The 18,519-nt window shown below is 59.2% G+C and carries 17 protein-coding genes; 4 read left to right on the forward strand and 13 right to left on the reverse strand.

Annotation, left to right across the window (positions count from 1 at the left end):
• Nucleotides 1-60 precede the first annotated feature (60 nt).
• Both JBO08_RS12730 and JBO08_RS12735 read right to left on the reverse strand, forming a co-directional pair.
• Complete coding sequence (locus tag JBO08_RS12730) at nucleotides 61-1,425, reverse strand: aspartate aminotransferase family protein (RefSeq protein WP_220074681.1); 1,365 nt, start codon at nucleotides 1,423-1,425, stop codon at nucleotides 61-63.
• Between the two features lie 58 nt (nucleotides 1,426-1,483).
• Nucleotides 1,484-2,842, reverse strand: coding sequence for a glutamine synthetase family protein (locus tag JBO08_RS12735; RefSeq protein WP_065874418.1), 1,359 nt, complete (start codon nucleotides 2,840-2,842; stop codon nucleotides 1,484-1,486).
• Between the two features lie 608 nt (nucleotides 2,843-3,450).
• Here JBO08_RS12735 and JBO08_RS12740 point away from each other — a divergent pair.
• Together JBO08_RS12740 and JBO08_RS12745 are read left to right on the forward strand one after the other, a co-directional pair.
• On the forward strand, nucleotides 3,451-4,827 hold the full coding sequence (locus tag JBO08_RS12740; RefSeq protein WP_065874419.1) for a glutamine synthetase family protein: 1,377 nt from the start codon (nucleotides 3,451-3,453) through the stop codon (nucleotides 4,825-4,827).
• A 247-nt stretch (nucleotides 4,828-5,074) separates the two neighbouring features.
• Nucleotides 5,075-5,716, forward strand: coding sequence for a TetR/AcrR family transcriptional regulator (locus JBO08_RS12745; RefSeq protein ID WP_065874420.1), 642 nt, complete (start codon nucleotides 5,075-5,077; stop codon nucleotides 5,714-5,716).
• A 118-nt stretch (nucleotides 5,717-5,834) separates the two neighbouring features.
• Here the strand turns inward: JBO08_RS12745 and JBO08_RS12750 are convergent, their stop codons facing one another.
• From JBO08_RS12750 to ssuE, 6 genes are all read right to left on the reverse strand, one after another.
• Nucleotides 5,835-6,050 carry a molybdopterin-binding protein gene (locus JBO08_RS12750; protein ID WP_003213899.1) on the reverse strand — a complete coding sequence of 72 codons (216 nt, stop codon included), beginning with the start codon at nucleotides 6,048-6,050 and terminating at the stop codon, nucleotides 5,835-5,837.
• A 28-nt stretch (nucleotides 6,051-6,078) separates the two neighbouring features.
• Nucleotides 6,079-6,885 carry an aliphatic sulfonates ABC transporter ATP-binding protein gene (ssuB, locus tag JBO08_RS12755; protein WP_065880217.1) on the reverse strand — a complete coding sequence of 269 codons (807 nt, stop codon included), beginning with the start codon at nucleotides 6,883-6,885 and terminating at the stop codon, nucleotides 6,079-6,081.
• Nucleotides 6,882-7,670: an aliphatic sulfonate ABC transporter permease SsuC gene (gene ssuC / locus JBO08_RS12760; protein WP_220074680.1), complete on the reverse strand. Its 789-nt coding sequence runs from the start codon at nucleotides 7,668-7,670 to the stop codon at nucleotides 6,882-6,884. The genes ssuB and ssuC overlap by 4 nt, the downstream gene beginning before the upstream one ends.
• A 9-nt stretch (nucleotides 7,671-7,679) precedes the next feature.
• Nucleotides 7,680-8,828, reverse strand: coding sequence for an FMNH2-dependent alkanesulfonate monooxygenase (gene ssuD, locus JBO08_RS12765; protein ID WP_065874422.1), 1,149 nt, complete (start codon nucleotides 8,826-8,828; stop codon nucleotides 7,680-7,682).
• Between the two features lie 24 nt (nucleotides 8,829-8,852).
• Nucleotides 8,853-9,821 (reverse strand): sulfonate ABC transporter substrate-binding protein, encoded by a 969-nt coding sequence (locus JBO08_RS12770; RefSeq protein ID WP_065874423.1) that lies wholly within the window; start codon nucleotides 9,819-9,821, stop codon nucleotides 8,853-8,855.
• A 95-nt stretch (nucleotides 9,822-9,916) separates the two neighbouring features.
• On the reverse strand, nucleotides 9,917-10,510 hold the full coding sequence (gene ssuE, locus JBO08_RS12775) for an NADPH-dependent FMN reductase (protein ID WP_220074679.1): 594 nt from the start codon (nucleotides 10,508-10,510) through the stop codon (nucleotides 9,917-9,919).
• Here ssuE and JBO08_RS12780 point away from each other — a divergent pair.
• A complete protein-coding gene (locus tag JBO08_RS12780; protein ID WP_220074678.1) occupies nucleotides 10,509-10,742 on the forward strand; it encodes a hypothetical protein in 234 nt (77 codons plus the stop codon). The two genes, ssuE and JBO08_RS12780, sit on opposite strands and share 2 nt — an antisense overlap.
• A 75-nt stretch (nucleotides 10,743-10,817) precedes the next feature.
• Here JBO08_RS12780 and JBO08_RS12785 read toward each other — a convergent pair whose 3' ends face one another.
• From JBO08_RS12785 to argE, 4 genes are all read right to left on the reverse strand, one after another.
• Nucleotides 10,818-11,456, reverse strand: coding sequence for a peroxiredoxin (locus tag JBO08_RS12785; RefSeq protein ID WP_065880219.1), 639 nt, complete (start codon nucleotides 11,454-11,456; stop codon nucleotides 10,818-10,820).
• 291 nt (nucleotides 11,457-11,747) lie between these two features.
• The gene (locus JBO08_RS12790) at nucleotides 11,748-13,148 is read right to left on the reverse strand and encodes an OprD family porin (protein ID WP_116626900.1); all 1,401 of its coding nucleotides are present in this window, start codon (nucleotides 13,146-13,148) and stop codon (nucleotides 11,748-11,750) included.
• A 623-nt stretch (nucleotides 13,149-13,771) separates the two neighbouring features.
• Nucleotides 13,772-15,070: an amino-acid N-acetyltransferase gene (gene argA / locus JBO08_RS12795; RefSeq protein WP_049711030.1), complete on the reverse strand. Its 1,299-nt coding sequence runs from the start codon at nucleotides 15,068-15,070 to the stop codon at nucleotides 13,772-13,774.
• A gap of 133 nt (nucleotides 15,071-15,203) precedes the next feature.
• Nucleotides 15,204-16,352: an acetylornithine deacetylase gene (gene argE / locus JBO08_RS12800; RefSeq protein ID WP_065874427.1), complete on the reverse strand. Its 1,149-nt coding sequence runs from the start codon at nucleotides 16,350-16,352 to the stop codon at nucleotides 15,204-15,206.
• A gap of 158 nt (nucleotides 16,353-16,510) precedes the next feature.
• Here argE and JBO08_RS12805 point away from each other — a divergent pair, with 158 nt between their 5' ends.
• Nucleotides 16,511-17,878, forward strand: a complete 1,368-nt coding sequence (locus JBO08_RS12805) for an inorganic triphosphatase (RefSeq protein WP_220074677.1) — start codon at nucleotides 16,511-16,513, stop codon at nucleotides 17,876-17,878.
• Between the two features lie 86 nt (nucleotides 17,879-17,964).
• Here JBO08_RS12805 and JBO08_RS12810 read toward each other — a convergent pair whose 3' ends face one another.
• Complete coding sequence (locus JBO08_RS12810; RefSeq protein WP_220074676.1) at nucleotides 17,965-18,435, reverse strand: Lrp/AsnC family transcriptional regulator; 471 nt, start codon at nucleotides 18,433-18,435, stop codon at nucleotides 17,965-17,967.
• Nucleotides 18,436-18,519: the final 84 nt, after the last annotated feature.

Below are 18,519 nucleotides of genomic sequence, written 5' to 3' on the forward strand. Positions count from 1 at the left end.
CCTCATTTATAACTACTCGATGCGCAACGCTCGAAAGCCGCTGCGCACTGAGCCTAGCACTTAGCCCTGCAATGCCGCCAAAGTCAGGTCCAGGCAGTGGCGAGCCTTGGTCACCAGCTCGTCAATTTCGGCCTTGCTGATCACCAGCGGCGGCGAAATGATCATGGTGTCGCCCACGGCGCGCATGATCAGGCCATTCTCGAAGCAGAACGTGCGGCAGATCATGCCGGCGCCCTTGCCTTCGTAACGTTTGCGCGTGGCTTTGTCCTGCACCAGCTCAATCGCACCGAGCATGCCCACGCCGCGCACTTCACCCACCAGCGGATGATCAGCCAGCTCCCTCAGACGTTTCTGCAAATACGGTGCCGTTTCGTCATGAACGCGACTGACGATTTTTTCATCGCGCATGATGCGGATGTTCTCCAGCGCCACCGCAGCAGCCACCGGGTGACCGGAATAAGTGAAGCCGTGGTTGAAATCACCGCCTTCGTTGAGTACTTCCACCACGTCATCGCGCACGATCAGGCCACCCATGGGGATGTAACCCGAGGTCAGGCCCTTGGCGATGGTCATCATGTGCGGCTTGAGGTCGTAGAAATCGCTGCCGAACCACTCGCCGGTACGGCCGAAACCGCAGATCACTTCATCGGCCACAAACAGAATGTCGTACTTGGCGAGGATTTCCTTGATGCGCGGCCAGTAGCTGGCGGGCGGTACGATCACGCCACCGGCGCCCTGGATCGGCTCGGCAATAAAGGCACCGACGTTGTCCACGCCCAGTTCAAGGATCTTCTCTTCCAACTGATTGGCCGCCCACACGCCGAATTCTTCCGGGCTCATGTCGCCGCCTTCGCCAAACCAGTACGGCTGGGCGATGTGGGTAATGCCCGGGATCGGCAAGTCACCCTGTTCATGCATATAGGTCATGCCGCCCAGGCTGGCGCCGGCCACGGTAGAGCCGTGGTAGCCATTCTTGCGGCTGATGATGGTTTTCTTGTTGGGCTGGCCTTTGATCGCCCAGTAGTGGCGGACCATGCGCAACATGGTGTCGTTGCCTTCGGAGCCGGATCCGGTGAAGAACACATGGTTCATGCCGGCAGGCGCGATGTCGGAAATTGCCTTGGCCAATTCCAGCACCGGCGGGTGAGCGGTCTGGAAGAACAGGTTGTAGTACGGCAGTTCTTTCATCTGCTTGGCGGCGGCGTCAGCCAGTTCATCGCGACCGTAACCGATCGCCACGCACCACAGGCCGGCCATGCCGTCGAGGATCTTGTTGCCTTCGCTGTCCCACAGGTAAACGCCGTGGGCTTTGGTGATGATCCGTGGGCCTTTCTCTTTCAGTTGCTTGAAGTCGCTGAACGGCGCCAGGTGGTGATCGCGGCTCAAGGCTTGCCATTCACGGGTTTGCGGGTTGTTGCTGGACATACCAATCTCCTAGACTTTTCAGTGAAGGGCGCGCGGGTTGCCCCACACGCCCGGCGCATCAGACGGCAAAGAGCAGGAATTCCCGCTCCCACGAACTGATCACGCGCTTGAAGTTTTCATGCTCGGCCCGCTTGACCGCGACGTAGCCTGTGATGAATTTCTGACCCAGGTATTTTTCGATGGTCTTGCTGTTTTCCATACGTTCCAGGGCGTCCTCGATGGTCAACGGCAGGCGCAGGTTGCGTCGCTCGTAACCACGACCCACCACCGGCGCGCTCGGCTCATGGCCTTCGACCATGCCGATGTAGCCACACAATAAGCTGGCGGCAATCGCCAGGTACGGGTTGGCATCGGCGCCCGGCAGGCGGTTTTCCACACGGCGGTTCTGCGGGCCGGCATCCGGTACGCGCAGGCCCACGGTGCGGTTTTCTTCGCCCCACTCCACGTTCACCGGCGCCGAGGTGTCGGGCAGGAAGCGGCGGAACGAGTTCACGTTGGGGGCAAACAGCGGCAGCAATTCAGGAATGAATTTCTGCAGGCCGCCAATGTGGTTGAGGAACAGCTGGCTCATGCTCCCGTCTTCATTGGAGAAGACGTTCTTGCCGGTGGCGATGTCGATGATGCTCTGGTGCAAATGCATCGCGCTGCCAGGCTCGCCGGTCATCGGCTTGGCCATAAAGGTGGCGGCCACGTTGTGCTTGAGTGCGGCCTCACGCATGGTGCGCTTGAACACCAGGATCTGGTCGGCCAGGGACAGGGCATCGCCGTGACGGAAGTTGATTTCCATCTGCGCCGTGCCGTCTTCATGAATCAGCGTGTCGAGGTCCAGTTCCTGCAGCTCGCACCAGTCGTAGACGTCTTCGAACAAAGGGTCGAATTCGTTGGCCGCCTCTATAGAGAAGGACTGCCGACCAGTCTCCGGGCGACCGGACCGGCCAATCGGCGGTTGCAGCGGGAAGTCCGGGTCTTCGCAACGTTTGGTCAGGTAAAACTCCATCTCCGGTGCCACGATGGGCTGCCAGCCTTTGTCGGAGTAAAGCTTGAGGACTTTCTTGAGCACGTTGCGCGGCGACAGCTCGATCGGGTTGCCTTGCTTGTCGTAGGTGTCGTGGATCACCTGGGCGGTGGGCTCGATGGCCCAGGGCACCAGGAATACCGCGTTCTGGTCGGGGCGGCAGATCATGTCGATGTCGGCCGGATCGAGCAATTCGTAATAGATGTCGTCTTCGACATAGTCGCCAGTCACGGTCTGCAACAGAACGCTCTCGGGCAGGCGCATGCCTTTTTCAGCAATGAATTTGTTGGTTGGCGAGATCTTGCCACGGGTGATACCCGTAAGGTCGCCAATCATGCATTCGACTTCTGTGATCTTGTGGTCTTTCAACCAATCGGTGAGCTGGTCGAGGTTGTTACTCATAAATGCCTCTGGGCTGGGTTTCCTGGCATCCGTTAAAGGCCAGGCGTTGTTTGACGCAGCATCCGCGTCGTTTTTTCATTCAGGGTAGGAGCTTACCTGCCATTTGCTGCAGCATTGCATTCCTCAGGCCAAACTCGTGCAGAATCATGAGCAGCACCCTGCACGGGAGCCGCTCAGAAGCAGGCAAGAGGAAAGCGAATGGGCAAAGACGAGGTCAGCCGAGGCGTCAAGAATATTGACCGGGCTGCGGGTGTTTACACAGGAAGAATGGAATGATGACAAAGCCTGTCTGAAGCAGGCAGAGACGCCAAGTGGAGGCAGGCGAAACATGAAGCACCCCGGTATTATTGCTGTTATGGGTTTGAATCGAGCTTAGCCTTGTTCATTTTTTTACACAACACCCCCGTAAAAAATACAACACGGCCCGCTCAAGCCTGCGAGTCCCAAGCCTTTCAAACCCAAAAAACCGCCCCAAAAAGCCTCAAAAAAGCCCTCAGGGCGCTTTTTTAGGGCAAAAAAGGCCTCGCTTGACTTCGGCATGCCGTTCGGGTTGACTGAAACCAGAAAAGATCAATGATTGATATTTTTAACAACAAAGGTGTTGCATCATGTCGGTACCCCCGCGTGCCGTTCAGCTTAACGAAGCGAACGCGTTCCTTAAGGATCATCCTGAGGTTCTGTACGTAGACCTTCTAATTGCGGATATGAATGGTGTGGTGCGCGGCAAGCGCATCGAACGCACCAGCCTCCACAAGGTTTACGAGAAGGGCATTAACCTGCCTGCCTCTTTATTTGCCCTGGATATCAATGGCTCTACGGTGGAAAGCACCGGCCTGGGCCTGGACATCGGTGATGCTGACCGAATCTGTTATCCAATCCCCGACACCCTGTGCAATGAGCCGTGGCAAAAGCGCCCTACCGCGCAACTGCTGATGACCATGCACGAACTAGAAGGTGAGCCGTTCTTCGCCGATCCGCGCGAAGTGCTCCGGCAAGTTGTCAGCAAATTTGACGACCTCGGTCTGACCATCTGCGCTGCCTTCGAGCTTGAGTTCTACCTGATCGACCAGGAGAACGTGAACGGCCGCCCGCAACCGCCCCGCTCGCCGATCTCCGGTAAACGCCCGCATTCGACACAGGTCTACCTGATCGACGACCTCGACGAATACGTCGACTGCCTCCAGGACATCCTGGAAGGTGCCAAAGAGCAAGGCATCCCGGCCGACGCCATCGTCAAGGAAAGTGCCCCGGCGCAGTTCGAAGTGAACCTGCACCACGTGGCCGACCCGATCAAGGCGTGTGACTACGCCGTATTGCTCAAACGCCTGATCAAGAACATCGCCTACGACCATGAGATGGACACCACCTTCATGGCCAAGCCTTACCCAGGCCAGGCAGGCAACGGTTTACACGTACACATTTCGATCCTGGACAAAGACGGCAAGAACATCTTTGCCAGCGAGGATCCCGAGCAGAACGCCGCATTGCGTCACGCGATCGGCGGTGTGCTGGAGACCCTACCCGCTCAAATGGCGTTCCTGTGCCCCAACGTCAACTCCTACCGTCGATTCGGCGCACAGTTCTACGTGCCGAACTCGCCGTGCTGGGGCCTGGATAACCGCACCGTGGCGATCCGCGTACCGACTGGCGCGGCCGATTCCGTGCGGATCGAACACCGTGTGGCTGGCGCCGACGCCAACCCTTACTTGCTGATGGCTTCGGTTTTGGCAGGCGTGCATCACGGCCTGACCAACAAGATCGAGCCGAACGCACCGGTGGAAGGCAACAGCTACGAGCAGAACGAGCAAAGCCTGCCGAACAACCTGCGCGATGCCCTGCGCGAGTTGGATGACAGCGAGGTGATGGCCAAGTACATCGATCCTAAATACATCGATATCTTCGTTGCCTGTAAGGAAAGTGAGCTGGAGGAGTTTGAACACTCTATCTCCGACCTTGAGTACAACTGGTACCTGCATACCGTGTAAGCGGTGGCTGCAATAAGAGAACGCCGCAGGCTTAATGGCCTGCGGCGTTTTTTTATGGGTTTATTCCGGGAGACCGAGTTGGCCCCTTCGCGAGCAAGTCGAATCGTCGCACCGCCGCTCCCACATTTGACCGAGTTCTCCTGAAGAAACCGGTTCGAATGTGGGAGCGGGCTTGCTCGCGAAGGCGGCCTGGCAGACAACACACCTCCCTGCTCATACAATGCCCGCTGCCTTGTAGGAGACTTCCATGACCACCCGTCCCGCCGCCCCTCGCAAACCCCGCGCCCGTAGCCAGGCCCGGATCGACGCGATCCTCGACGCCGCCCGCACCTTGCTGGCCGCTGAAGGCGTGGCCGGTTTGTCGATCTACAGCGTGGCCGAACGGGCGCAGATTCCCCCTTCGTCGGTCTATCACTTCTTCGCCAGCGTGCCGGCATTGCTGGAGGCGTTGACCGCAGACGTGCACGCCGCATTCCGGGCAGCCATCCAGGCACCCATCGAGCATGACTCACTCAAACACTGGCGCGACCTGTCCTGCATCGTCGAACAGCGCATGCTCACCATCTATGATCATGACGCCGCCGCGCGACAGTTGATCCTGGCGCAGCACGGGCTCACCGAAGTGACCCAGGCCGACCGTCAGCATGATCTGGAATTGGGCGACCTGATGCTCACCGTGTTCAACCGTCACTTTGAAGTGCCGACGTTGCCCAGCGATGTGGATGTGTTTGCGTTAGCGCTGGAGCTGAGCGACCGCGTGTATGCGCGCTCAGTGCATCAACATGGGTTGATTACGCCGCGCATGGCGGAGGAAGGGATGCGGGTGTTTGATGCGTATGTGGGGCTTTATTTGCCGGCGTATTTGCCTAAGCGCCAAGTCCTGGTTTGACAGGGCCGGCTCTATCGCAGGCAAGCCAGCTCCCACATTTGAATGCATTCCAACCTTGGAACTCGGTCAAATGTGGGAGCTGGCTTGCCTGCGATAGCGGCCTCAAGAACAACGCCAATTACAACTTGGCAATCGACACCTCGGTGGACTTAACAAAGGCAATCACTTCGCTGCCAATCACCAGCTCCAGCTCTTTGACCGAGCGAGTAGTGATTACCGAAGTAACGATGCCGGACGCCGTTTGCACATCGATTTCCGACAGCACGTCGCCTTCGACGATTTCCTTGATCGTGCCTTTGAACTGGTTACGCACGTTGATGGCTTTAATAGTCATGGTGTTCTCTCTTCGTAGGACAAGTGAGTTATTGAGCCCAACGCAATTGCGTAGGCAGCGGTGAAACAGGTTCAGGTTCCGGCGGCGTGCCGGGTAACGACAACACACGGTTGAGCACTTCGGCTTCCAGCGCCGCCAAGCGATGCGAGCCGCGGGCCCGTGGGCGTGGCAGGTCGACGATCAGGTCGAGGCCGATTTCGCCGTCTTCGATCAGGATCACCCGGTCGGCAATGGCCACGGCTTCGCTGACATCGTGGGTCACCAGCAACACGGTAAAGCCGTGCTTCTGCCAGAGGTTTTCGATCAGTTGCTGCATCTCGATACGAGTCAGGGCATCCAGCGCGCCCAAGGGCTCGTCAAGCAACAGCAGGCGCGGTTGATGGACCAAGGCGCGCGCCAGGGCCACGCGTTGCTTCTGCCCACCGGACAGCGCCGCCGGCCACTCATTGGCGCGTTCGGCGAGGCCGACTGCTTCCAGGGCTTCCAGCGCTTTGGGGCGCCAGTTGCCTTTAAGGCCCAGGCCGACGTTATCGATAATCTTTTTCCACGGCAGCAGGCGCGCTTCCTGGAACATCAACCGCGTGTCTTCAATCGCTTCGCTCAGCGGCGCGGAGCCGGCCAGCAGCTCGCCGCCGCTGGCTTTGTCCAGGCCGGCCAGCAGGCGCAATAACGTACTTTTGCCGCAACCGCTGCGACCGACCACGGCCACGAACTGGCCGGCAGGAATGTGCAGGTCGATTTCCTTGAGCACTTCGCGCGCACCAAAAGCCTTGCGCAGTTTACGCACCGCCAAGGGAATCCCCTTCAGCAGGCGCGGGGGTTGTTGAGCTGTCATGCCGCACCTCCTTTATTCACTTGATACGCCGGGTGCCAGCGCAGCCACACACGCTCCAGGCCACGCGCGGCCAGGTCGGCCAGCTTGCCGAGGATCGCGTACATCACAATCGCGAGTACCACCACATCGGTTTGCAGGAATTCACGGGCGTTCATCGCCAGGTAACCGATACCGGAACTGGCCGAGATGGTTTCCGCCACGATCAGCGTCAGCCACATAAAGCCCAGGGCAAACCGCACCCCCACCAGGATCGACGGCAGCGCGCCGGGCAGGATCACCTGACGGAACAGGCTGAACCCGGACAAGCCGTAGCTGCGCGACATTTCCACCAGCGCCGGGTCGACATTGCGGATGCCGTGATACGTGTTGAGGTAGATCGGGAACAGCGTGCCAAGGGCGACCAGGAAAACCTTCGCCGTCTCGTCGATGCCGAACCACAGGATTACCAACGGGATCAGCGCCAGGTGCGGCACGTTGCGGATCATCTGCACCGAGCTGTCCAGCAGGCGTTCGCCCCACGCCGACAGGCCGGTGATAAAGCCCAGGGCCAGACCGATGCTGCCGCCGATCACAAAACCCAGGCCCGCACGCCAGCCGCTGATGGCCAGGTGTGTCCAGATTTCGCCGCTGGCCACCAGGTGGACGCCGGCTGCAATCACGGCGCTGGGCGCCGGCAGAATGCGCGTCGACAACCAGCCCGCCGACACCGACAACTGCCACACCGCCAGCAAGAGAATCGGCAGTACCCAGGGCGCCACACGATGGCTTAGTTTTTCAAAGTTCATGGCGCTGCCTCAGCTCTGTGACGCAGCTTTGGGAAGGATGTCGTTGGCGACCATCTCGCCGAACGGGCTGACGTACCCGGCGCTTTTTGGCAGCTCGGGACGCTCGATATCCAGGTGTGGGAACAGCAGCTCGGCGACGCGATACGACTCTTCCAGGTGTGGGTAACCAGAGAAGATAAACGTGTCGATGCCGAGCGCTGCGTATTCCTTCACACGTTCAGCAACCGTTGGGCCATCGCCCACCAGCGCCGTACCCGCGCCGCCTCGGACAAGGCCAACGCCGGCCCACAGATTGGGGCTGACTTCGAGGTTGTCGCGGTTGCCGCCATGCAAGGCAGCCATGCGTTGCTGACCGACGGAATCGAAACGCGCCAGGGAGGCCTGGGCACGAGCAATGGTGTCGTCGTCCAGATGAGAGATCAGTTTGTCGGCGGCTTTCCATGCCTCATCGTTGGTTTCACGCACGATCACGTGCAAGCGAATACCAAAGCGCACAGTGCGCCCGAGCTTCGCGGCCTTGGCCCGTACCTGCTCGATCTTTTCAGCGACGGCAGCCGGTGGCTCGCCCCAGGTCAGCACCATTTCCACTTGTTCGGCAGCCAGGTCCTGGGCGGCCTCGGAGGAACCGCCGAAGTACAGCGGCGGGCGTGGTTGCTGGATCGGCGGGTAAAGCAGCTTGGCGCCTTTGACGCTGATGTGCTCGCCGTCGTAATCCACGGTTTCGCCTTCCAGCACGCGGCGCCAGATGCGGGTGAACTCCACAGAAGCCTGGTAGCGCTCTTCATGGCTGAGGAACAGACCGTCGCCGGCCAATTCCTCCGGGTCACCACCGGTGACCAGATTGAACAACGCACGGCCGCCAGACAGGCGATCCAGGGTCGCAGCCTGACGCGCGGCCACCGTCGGGGAAATGATCCCGGGGCGCAACGCGACAAGGAATTTCAGACGCTGGGTCACCGGAATCAGCGAGGCAGCCACCAGCCACGAGTCTTCGCAGGAGCGACCGGTAGGGATCAGCACCCCGCCGAACCCCAGGCGGTCAGCGGCCTGGGCCACTTGCTGCAGGTAACCGTGGTCAACGGCGCGAGCGCCTTCGGCGGTGCCAAGGTAATGGCCGTCGCCGTGGGTAGGCAGGAACCAGAAAATAGTGAGGCTCATGGAGTTGTCTCCTGAAAAATCGGATTACGGCGCTTTGGCAACGGCGGCGGGTGGTGTCCAGATCACGTCCTTGATGCTCAAGGGCTTGGGGATCAATTTGAGTTGGTAGAAGGTGTCGGCGATTTTCTGCTGGGCAGCGACCACTTGCGGGGTCAGGAACAGCGCACCGTAGCCTTGGCGTTTCACCGAGGTCAGGGTGATGTCAGCCGGCAGGCCGAGCAGCGGAGCGACTTGTTCAGTCACTTCCTGCGGGTTGGCCTTGGACCATTCGCCCACGGCGCGCACTTCTTCGATCAACGCCTTGATCACTTCCGGATTTTTTTCAGCGTACGGCTTGGTCGCCAGGTAGAACTGATGGTTGTCGGCAATGCCGGTACCGTCACGCAGGGTGCGTGCTTGCAGTTGTTTCTCGGCGGCAGCCTGGTACGGGTCCCAGATCACCCACGCATCCACGCTGCCACGCTCAAAGGCGGCACGCGCATCGGCGGGCGGCAGGAACACGGTCTGCACGTCGGTGTATTTCAGGCCGGCGTCTTCCAGCGCACGTACCAGCAGGTAGTGCACGTTGGAGCCTTTGTTGAGCACGATTTTCTTACCCTTGAGCTCGGCCACGGATTTGATCGGCGAATCTTTCGGCACCAGGATCGCTTCGCTGGTCGGCGCGGGCGGTTCGTAGGCCACGTAGAGCAAGTCGGCACCAGCCGCCTGGGCGAACACCGGTGGGGTTTCGCCGGTCACGCCGAAGTCGATGGAGCCGACGTTCAGGCCCTCGAGCAATTGCGGCCCACCGGGAAACTCGGTCCATTGCACGTTCACGCCTTGGGCGGCCAGGCGTTTTTCCAGGGTGCCCTTGGCTTTGAGCAGCACCAACGTGCCGTACTTCTGGTAACCGATACGCAAGGTCTCGGCGGCTTGAGCTTGAACAATGGCGCCGAAGGACACAGCCGCAGCAAACAGTGCGACCAGACCACGACGCAAGATGACAGTGCGCATGGCGCTCTCTCCAAATATGCGAATAGGGTTTTGGCTGCACCTGCTTGGCCGTTGGCGGCTGAGTAAGGTGAGTGTTACTTGATGTCGGGTACCGCTTAAATGCTCCAGCGAGCACTCAACAAACGTTCATTCAACACATGCGGGTCCAGCGGTTTCGGGCGACGGGCCATGGCGCTGAGGAGCTGCTCAAGAGCTTCGTGCAACCGGTGTTCGAGCACCGGCACCAGCTGCGCTTGTGCGTTGCCTTCGGCATAAGCGATCTGGCTGTCCTCGGCAAAAATTCCGTGGAGCAATTCCTGGGCTTTCAGCGCCGACAACACCGGCTTCAAGGCGTAGTCCACCGCCAGCATGTGGGCGATGCTGCCGCCAGTCGCCATCGGCAACACGATCTTGTGGGCCAGGGCGCGTTCGGGCAGCAGGTCGAGCACGGTTTTCAGCGCGCCGGAAAACGAAGCCTTGTAGACCGGCGTGGCAATCACCAGGCCATCCGCATTCGCCACCTGTTGCAGCAGGTCGATGACCTTGGGGCTGTCGAAGCGAGCGTGCAGCAAGTCTTCAGCCGGGAAGTCCCGTATCTGGTAACTCACCACTTCCACGCCTTTGTCTTGCAACCACTGACGGGTTTTATCCAGCAACACCCCGGAGCGCGAACGCTGGCTGGGACTGCCTCCAAGTGTTACGACCAACATGCAGGATTTCCTTGAGCAGGTGTCAGCGGTTCGCTGTGTGGCGATGGCGCCAAGATGGAACAGACCTTATCAGCAGATTTATATATCTTTAAATCTTATTTTTTCATTTGTTTATTCTTTAAATGCATATGCGGGTGATGAATCTCCGGGCGAAAAAAAAGGCCGTAAAAACGGCCTGAAAACCCCTGCTATGTGTTTCGGTATAACTCAAATTCTGTGGTGCATGGACTGACGCCATCGCGGGCGAGCCCGGCTCCCACAGTCGATCGCATTCCCCTGTGGGAGCGGGCTTGCCCGCGATTCGGTATCAGCGGTTAGGCTGAGGGGTAAGCCGCAGATACGGTTTCACCGCGCGATACCCCTTCGGAAATCGCTTCTTGATCTCTTCCTCATCCTTGAGCGACGGCACGATCACCACCTCATCACCGTCCTGCCAATTGGCGGGCGTGGCGACCTTGTGGTTGTCGGTCAGCTGCAGCGAGTCGATGACCCGCAGGATTTCGTGGAAGTTACGGCCGGTACTGGCCGGATAGGTGATGGTCAGGCGGATCTTCTTGTTCGGGTCGATCACGAACAAAGAGCGCACGGTGAGGGTGTCACTGGCGTTCGGGTGGATCAGGTCGTAGAGGTCGGACACTTTACGATTGGCATCCGCCAGGATTGGGAAGTTGACGATGGTGTTCTGGGTTTCGTTGATGTCTTCGATCCACGTGTGGTGCGAGTCCACCGGATCGACCGACAGGGCAATTGCCTTGACGCCGCGCTGAGCAAATTCGTCCTTGAGCTTGGCGGTGAAGCCCAGCTCGGTGGTGCACACCGGGGTGAAGTCCGCTGGGTGGGAAAACAACACACCCCAGCTATCGCCCAGCCATTCGTGGAAACGAATCGTACCGGCGCTGGAATCCTGCTCGAAGTCGGGGGCGATATCGCCCAGTCTTAGGCTCATGGTGGTGCTCCTGGTGAGTGCTTATGGATCCCACTGTGCATGGATTGCGGATTATTTAAAAAGAATAAATATCGATTTATCTAGACGATAAAGGAATATTAAAAATCTGTTCATTGGACGTGGGAGCAGGCGAGGAGCAACATCGATTCCAAGGTTCGAGAAGGCCTTGAGACGCTGTACACAGAGGGGTTCAGGAAGGGCTTGCGGGGGTTTAGCCCGACTTGAAAGTAAGACACCTTGCCCGGTGTTGCACCGGGCAAGGTTTTACACAGTTACAACAGCTTCACGCTACTAGAACAGTGGCAGCGAGTAGCTGACGATCAGGCGGTTTTCGTCCTGGTTACGCTGGCCAGGAATGTCGTTGCGCCACATGGCGTTTTTCCAAGCTACACCGACGTTCTTCAGCGGACCTTCTGGTACGACGTAGGCAACAGTGATGTCACGCTCCCACTCGTTCGCGCCATTGGCGTTTGTTGCGCGTTGCGGATTACCGGTGTTACCGCGGGTGTCGATATTGTCGCCACGCAGGTAAACCACACCGGCGGTCAGGCCAGGTACGCCAATCTTGGCGAAGTCGTAAGCGTAGCGAGCTTGCCAGGTACGTTCGCCAGCGCGGGCGAACTTGGCGATTTGCGAGTCAGTGGTAAGGTAAGCTGACGAGCCGTCGCCTTGGTTCAACCATGGGAAGTCGCTGTCGCCGTTGCTGACCTGGTAACCGCCACCGAAGGTGTGACCAGCAACCGAGTACAGGAACAGGCCGCTGTACAGGTTGTTGTCGACTTTACCCTTGACGATGTTGTTACCGGCAGCGTTAGTGCCGTAGTCACCGCTGGTGAAGTAGTTGGCGTCGTTGCTGTTGTTACCATCTGCGCGGCTGTTGAAGTAGCGCAGGTCGGTTTTCAACACGCCAGGACCGATCGCCCAGTTGTGCAGCAGGCCCAGGAAGTGCTGCTTGTAGAACTGATCCAGATTGCCGTAGTAGTACTGGGCAGTCAGGTCTTTGGTGATCTTGTAGTCACCACCGGCGTAGTAGAACTTGTTGCTGTCGCGGCCAGTAGCGGTACGACCGTTGGCACCTGCGATTGACAGGTTTTCAACGTTGCTGGAGTTACGGCCTTTGGCCTTTTCGATCTGACCGGCAACAAGTGTCAGGTCCTTGATGTCGCCAGAAGTGATCTGGCCACCTTGGAAGGTCTGCGGCAGCAGGCGACCGTCGTTGGTCACGATTACTGGCAACTTAGGTTGCAGCGTGCCCAATTTCAGTTCGGTCTGGGAGATCTTGGCTTTGGCAGTCAGACCCAGACTGGAGTAGTTATCAACAGCTTCGCCGTTGGACTTGCTCGGGAAAACCGTGCCGCCGTACGAACCAGCGTTGGTAGCGGTGCGGCCGCTGGCGCCGTTGGTGCCGCCGCCCGAATCCAGACGCACGCCCAGCAGGCCGATAGCGTCAAGACCGAAGCCCACGGTGCCTTGGGTGTAGCCGGAGATGAAACGCAGGTCGAAAGCCTGGCCCCACTCCTCCTGCTTGTTCTGCGCGCCGGCCGCTTTGGTGGCGTCGTCACGGTTATCCGTGTTGATGTAAAAGTTACGCAGACCCAGGGTGGCCTTGCTGTCTTCGATGAAACCGGCAGCGCCTGCTTGCTGGGCGATTGCGCCCAAAGCTACAGCCAAAGCCAAGGTGGACTTCTTCATGTACCGCTCCTCTCATTTCTAATTTTTGTATTTCTTTGGTCTCGGGTCTGACGCCCTCGATCCACAGATGCGCGATTAGCACCGCATAGTGACTGACAAGTCAATCGTAACCTTGTGTGTCTACTACCTTCGTCTAACTGCAGTTGATTTGGTCCCTGCAGGGTAATGAGTTTTTCATACACCCAAAAAGAATTATTTCATTCTTTTTAATACGATTCAGGAATAAGCATTTTCGTGATACGAGCCAATCTACGTTGACTGAACGTTACAAAAGCTATTCCTAAAGGGTATTTACCAGCGAATTTTTAGACCGTTTAGTCTGACTGTACGGTTTCATACGTCACTCACGATCAAAAAAGCGACGCCATGATGGCTAAACGCACATCCTCCCGTCAATTTGTTACAGTTTTTGTATCGCTAATACTTTCTTTTGATGTCAACACCGCTGGTTTCACGGTGTGCCTGCCATCGTATCGGCCCTGATCAATACTTCTGAAGGAATAGAAATGAGAAGGGGCTTGCTTCCGATAGCGGTGAGCCAGTCAAGTACTATCGACTGACACTCCGCCATCGGGAGCAAGCCCCCTCTCACACGTTGACCTGCTTGACCGCCGAAATCGGGCCTACAACGCCTTCTCAAAAATCTTCGAATTACGCTGGTAGTTGTACAGCGAAGCCCGCGCCGACGGCAGACGATCCACGCTGCTCGGTACAAACCCCCGCTCACGGAACCAGTGGGCGGTACGGGTGGTGAGGACAAACAACGTCTTCAAGCCCTGCGCCCGCGCTCGGGTCTGGATGCGCTCCAGCAACACATCACCCCGCGCACCGTGGCGATATTCCGGGTTCACTGCCAGGCACGCCAGCTCACCCGCATCCGAATCCGCGATCTGATACAGCGCTGCACACGCGATGATCATGCCTTCGCGCTCAACCACGCTGAACTGCTCGATCTCACGCTCCAGCACTTCCCGCGAACGGCGCACCAGGATCCCCTGCTCTTCCAGCGGGCTGATCAGGTCGAGCAAGCCGCCCACGTCTTCAATCGCCGCTTCGCGCACCAGTTCAAATTGCTCCTGGGCCACCAGCGTACCGCCGCCGTCACGGGTAAACAGCTCGGTGAGCAAAGCGCCGTCTTCGGCGTAGCTGACGATATGGCTGCGCCCTACTCCACCCCGGCAAGCTTCTGCGGCGGCGTCGAGCAATTCGGCCTGGTAGTTGCTACCCAGGCGCTGCAGGTGGGCCGGCACTTGTTGCGGGCGCAGTTCACGCACCAGGCGACCATTTTCATCGATCAGGCCCAAGTCGGCGCCGAACAGCAGCAGCTTGTCGGCACCCAAGTCGATGGCGGCGCGCGTGGCGACGTCTTCGCAGGCCAGGTTGAAGATCTCACCAGTGGGCGAATACCCCAGCGGCGACAACAGCACGATGGAGCGCTCGTCCAGCAGGCGGTTGATACCCTTGCGGTCGACCCGGCGCACTTCGCCGGTGTGGTGATAGTCCACGCCGTCCAATACGCCGATAGGGCGCGCGGTCACGAAGTTGCCGCTGGTCACACGCAGGCGCGAGCCCTGCATCGGCGACGAGGCCATGTCCATCGACAGGCGCGCTTCAATGGCGATACGCAGGTGGCCGACCGCGTCGATCACGCACTCCAGCGTCGCCGCGTCGGTGATGCGCATGCCTTCGTGGTAAGTAGGGGTCAGGCCACGCGCTTCAAGGCGCACTTCGATCTGCGGGCGCGAACCGTGCACCAGCACCAGCCGCACGCCCAAGCTGTGGAGCAGCACCAGGTCGTGGACGATATTGCCGAAGTTGGGATGTTCCACACCATCGCCGGGCAGCATAACTACAAAGGTGCAGTCGCGGTGGGCGTTGATGTAAGGGGACGCGTGACGAAGCCAATTAACGTAGTCGGGCATAGAACCTGGGCCTGTAATAAAAAGCAGCCGAAAAAGGATGAATCGTGAAAGCGCACAGCGGGCTGATGGTTATCGTCGGAACAGGCTTGGCGACACGCTCACTCTCCTTATGTACGAATGGGCAGAGGTTAATTTATGCAGGTTTCAGGCAGTAATGTTCGATCAGTTCCCGCAATAGACGCACTGTAGGCGTCAAGCGTGACATTTCGAGGTACTCGCCCGGCTGATGGGCGCAAGCGATGTCGCCAGGGCCAAGTACCAGGGTTTCACAACCAAGGCGCTGAAGATAAGGCGCTTCGGTGCCGAACGCTACTGCTTCAGCACGATGACCGGTCAATCGTTCCGCAACCCGCACCAGCTCGGCGTCTTCGGCTTGCTCAAACGGCGGCACCTCGGGGAACAACGGCGCGTAGTCAATCTTGACCTTATGCCGCTCGGCCAAGGGCTCAAGCTTCTGCCGGATGGCCGCGCGCAACACTTGCGGGTCCATGCCCGGCAAGGGCCGCAGGTCGAACTCCAGGGAACACTGGCCGCAGATGCGGTTGGGGTTGTCCCCGCCATGGATGCAGCCAAAATTCAGGGTCGGCTGCGGCACGCTGAATTGCGGATTGCGGTACTCACGTTGCCAGGCCAGGCGCAACCCGCGCAGTTCGCCCATGGCGTCATGCATGGCTTCGAGGGCGCTGTGGCCCAGGCTTGGGTCCGACGAATGGCCACTCTGGCCGAGGATATCGATGCGCTCCATCATCACGCCTTTGTGCAGGCGGATCGGCTTGAGCCCAGTCGGCTCACCGATCACCGCCGCGCGGCCCAACGGGCGCCCTGCCTCGGCCAGCGCGCGGGCGCCGGACATGGAGCTTTCTTCATCGCAGGTGGCGAGAATCAGCAGCGGTTGCTTGAACGGTTGATCCAATAGCGGCAGCACCGCCTCGATCGCCAGAGCAAAAAAGCCCTTCATGTCACAACTGCCCAGTCCTACCCAGCGGCCGTCGACTTCCGTCAGTTTGAGCGGATCAGTCTTCCACAGCGCGGCGTCATAAGGGACGGTATCGCTATGACCGGCCAGCACCAGCCCACCGGGGCCGCTGCCGTAACTGGCGAGCAGGTTGAACTTGCCAGGGCTGACTTGCTGGATGTCGATGGCGAAACCCAGGTCACCCAGCCAACTGGCGAGCAAATCGATCACCGGGCGGTTGGTCTGGTCGAGAGCCGCTTGGGTGCAACTGACCGAAGGCGCGGCAATCAGCGCGGCAAACTGCTCTTTCATGGAGGGTAACGGCATGCGCGGTCTCTCAACTTCACGGATGAGCCCCACTATAGAGCCATCTGCACGACACAATAAACCGTTGCGGCACGTTGCCGGGCTCAGTCCTGTACACTGCACGACCTTGGCAGCCACTCTTTTTCCCGGCTGCGCTCCCGATCCTGGATTTTCCGGCCATGCAGAAAGAAACCGAAATCAAGCTCCGCGTCAGCCGCGAAACACTCGCTGCGCTGCGTGAGCACCCGCTACTGAAAAAACGCAACAAAAGTGGCTGGGAACGCCGTGAGTTGATGAACCAGTATTTCGACACCCCCGAACGCGACCTGGCCCAGGCCAAAGTCGCCTTGCGCCTGCGCAAGGACGGTGACGACATCATCCAGACCCTCAAGACCCGCGGTCAGAGCATCGCCGGCTTGTCGGAACGTAACGAATACAACTGGGACCTGCCCAAAGCCAAGCTCGACGTGAAGAAACTCGACGGCGAATGCTGGCCCGAGCAACTGGCCGAGCTGGACAAAAAGACCCTCAAGCCGATCTTCACCACCGACTTCGTGCGTGAACGCGCCGAAATCGCCTGGGGCCGTGGCAAAGCCAAGGTGGTAATCGAAGCCGCTTTGGACCTGGGTCACGTGGTAGTCGGCAAGCAGAAAGAAGAAATCTGCGAGCTGGAACTGGAACTGCGCGAAGGCGAACCGGCTGCCCTGCTGGAACTCGCCGCCGAACTGGCCGCGACCCTGGCGCTGATGCCTTGCGACATCAGCAAGGCCGAGCGTGGCTATCGCTTGTATGACGCCAGCAGCTACTCGTTGAGCCTGCCAGCGCCGCAGATTCACGCCGAGATGCCGTTGGACGATGCCTTCGCTGCGATCATGTGGCACCTGCTCGGCAGCAGCCAACGCCTGGCCGAGCAATACCGTTTCAATGGCCACTGGCGCCTGTTGCAAAACTGGGTCGACACCCTCGGCGAACTGCGCGCCCTGATCGGCAGCCTCGGCCAGGCCGCACCGCGTCAATCCACCAGCGAACTGCGCAGCGCACTCGATGCTCTTCTGGAAGACTGGCGCCCACTGGTACAAGCCGGTGACGACGATGAAGACATCCGCAAAGCTGCGCCTGAGCAGTTCGTCGAAGAGTTGGAAGACGTGCGCTGGGGCCAGTTCTCACTGAGCGCCTCGCGCTGGCTGCTGGCTCGCACCTGGACCGCCGACCGCAACGTGCGTGGCAACCGCCAGGGCGCTGCGCAAATCACCAACTGGCTGCCACGCCTGCTGGCCGACGATGCAGTCGCCCTGCAATTGCCGCGCTACCAGCAGCAACCGGAAGACCTGGCTGAGCAACTGCCGCGTATCGAACGCATCCAGGCCTGGCTGCACCATGCGCGTAACGTGGTCGACATTCTGGAACTGGACCGCCTGTATGGCGAGCTGAACAAGTTGGCGCAACTGGCCAACCAGCCGATCACCGATGAGTCGCTGGATGCGCGGATGCATCAGGCGATTGCGGTGTATCAGAACCGTGCCTGGAAGACGTTGCTGCGTCTGTAAGATTGCAATCGCGGGCAAGCCCGGCTCCCACATTTGGAATGCATTCCCTGTGGGAGCCGGGCTTGCCCGCGATGAGGCCGGCCCGATCAGCGCAATACTGGCAGGCTGGTCGTGGATTTGATCTCGGATAGCGCCACAATCGAATTAACCTCCTGAATCCCCGGCACCATCGACAGCTTCTCGAAGAAAAACCGCTCATACGCCTCAATGTCCGAAGTGACAATGCGCAACAGAAAATCCACCGCCCCCATCAGCACATAACATTCCAGCACTTCCGGAAAGCCGCGAATCGCGTCGGTGAACTCAGTGAAGTTGGAACGGCCGTGGGCGTTGAGTTTGACTTCGGCGAATATCTGCGTGTTGAGACCGATCTTCTTGCGATCGAGCAAGGTGACCTGGCCGCGGATCACCCCCTCTTCCTTGAGCCGCTGGATGCGCCGCCAGCACGGCGACTGGGACAGGCCCACCTGCTCGGCAACTTGCGCACTGGAGAGCGAGGCGTCTTCTTGCAGCAGGGCCAGGATACGGCGGTCGTAGGCGTCCAGCTCGCTGTGCATATAAATACCTTCTAAGGTGCTTTTCTTGAATTGATTGATTCGATTATTCGCAAAACAGGCTCATCTTAGATAAGAAATCTCCCA

Origin of the sequence: Pseudomonas sp. LAP_36 (assembly GCF_019456785.1) — a bacterium.
Taxonomy (GTDB): domain Bacteria; phylum Pseudomonadota; class Gammaproteobacteria; order Pseudomonadales; family Pseudomonadaceae; genus Aquipseudomonas; species Aquipseudomonas tritici.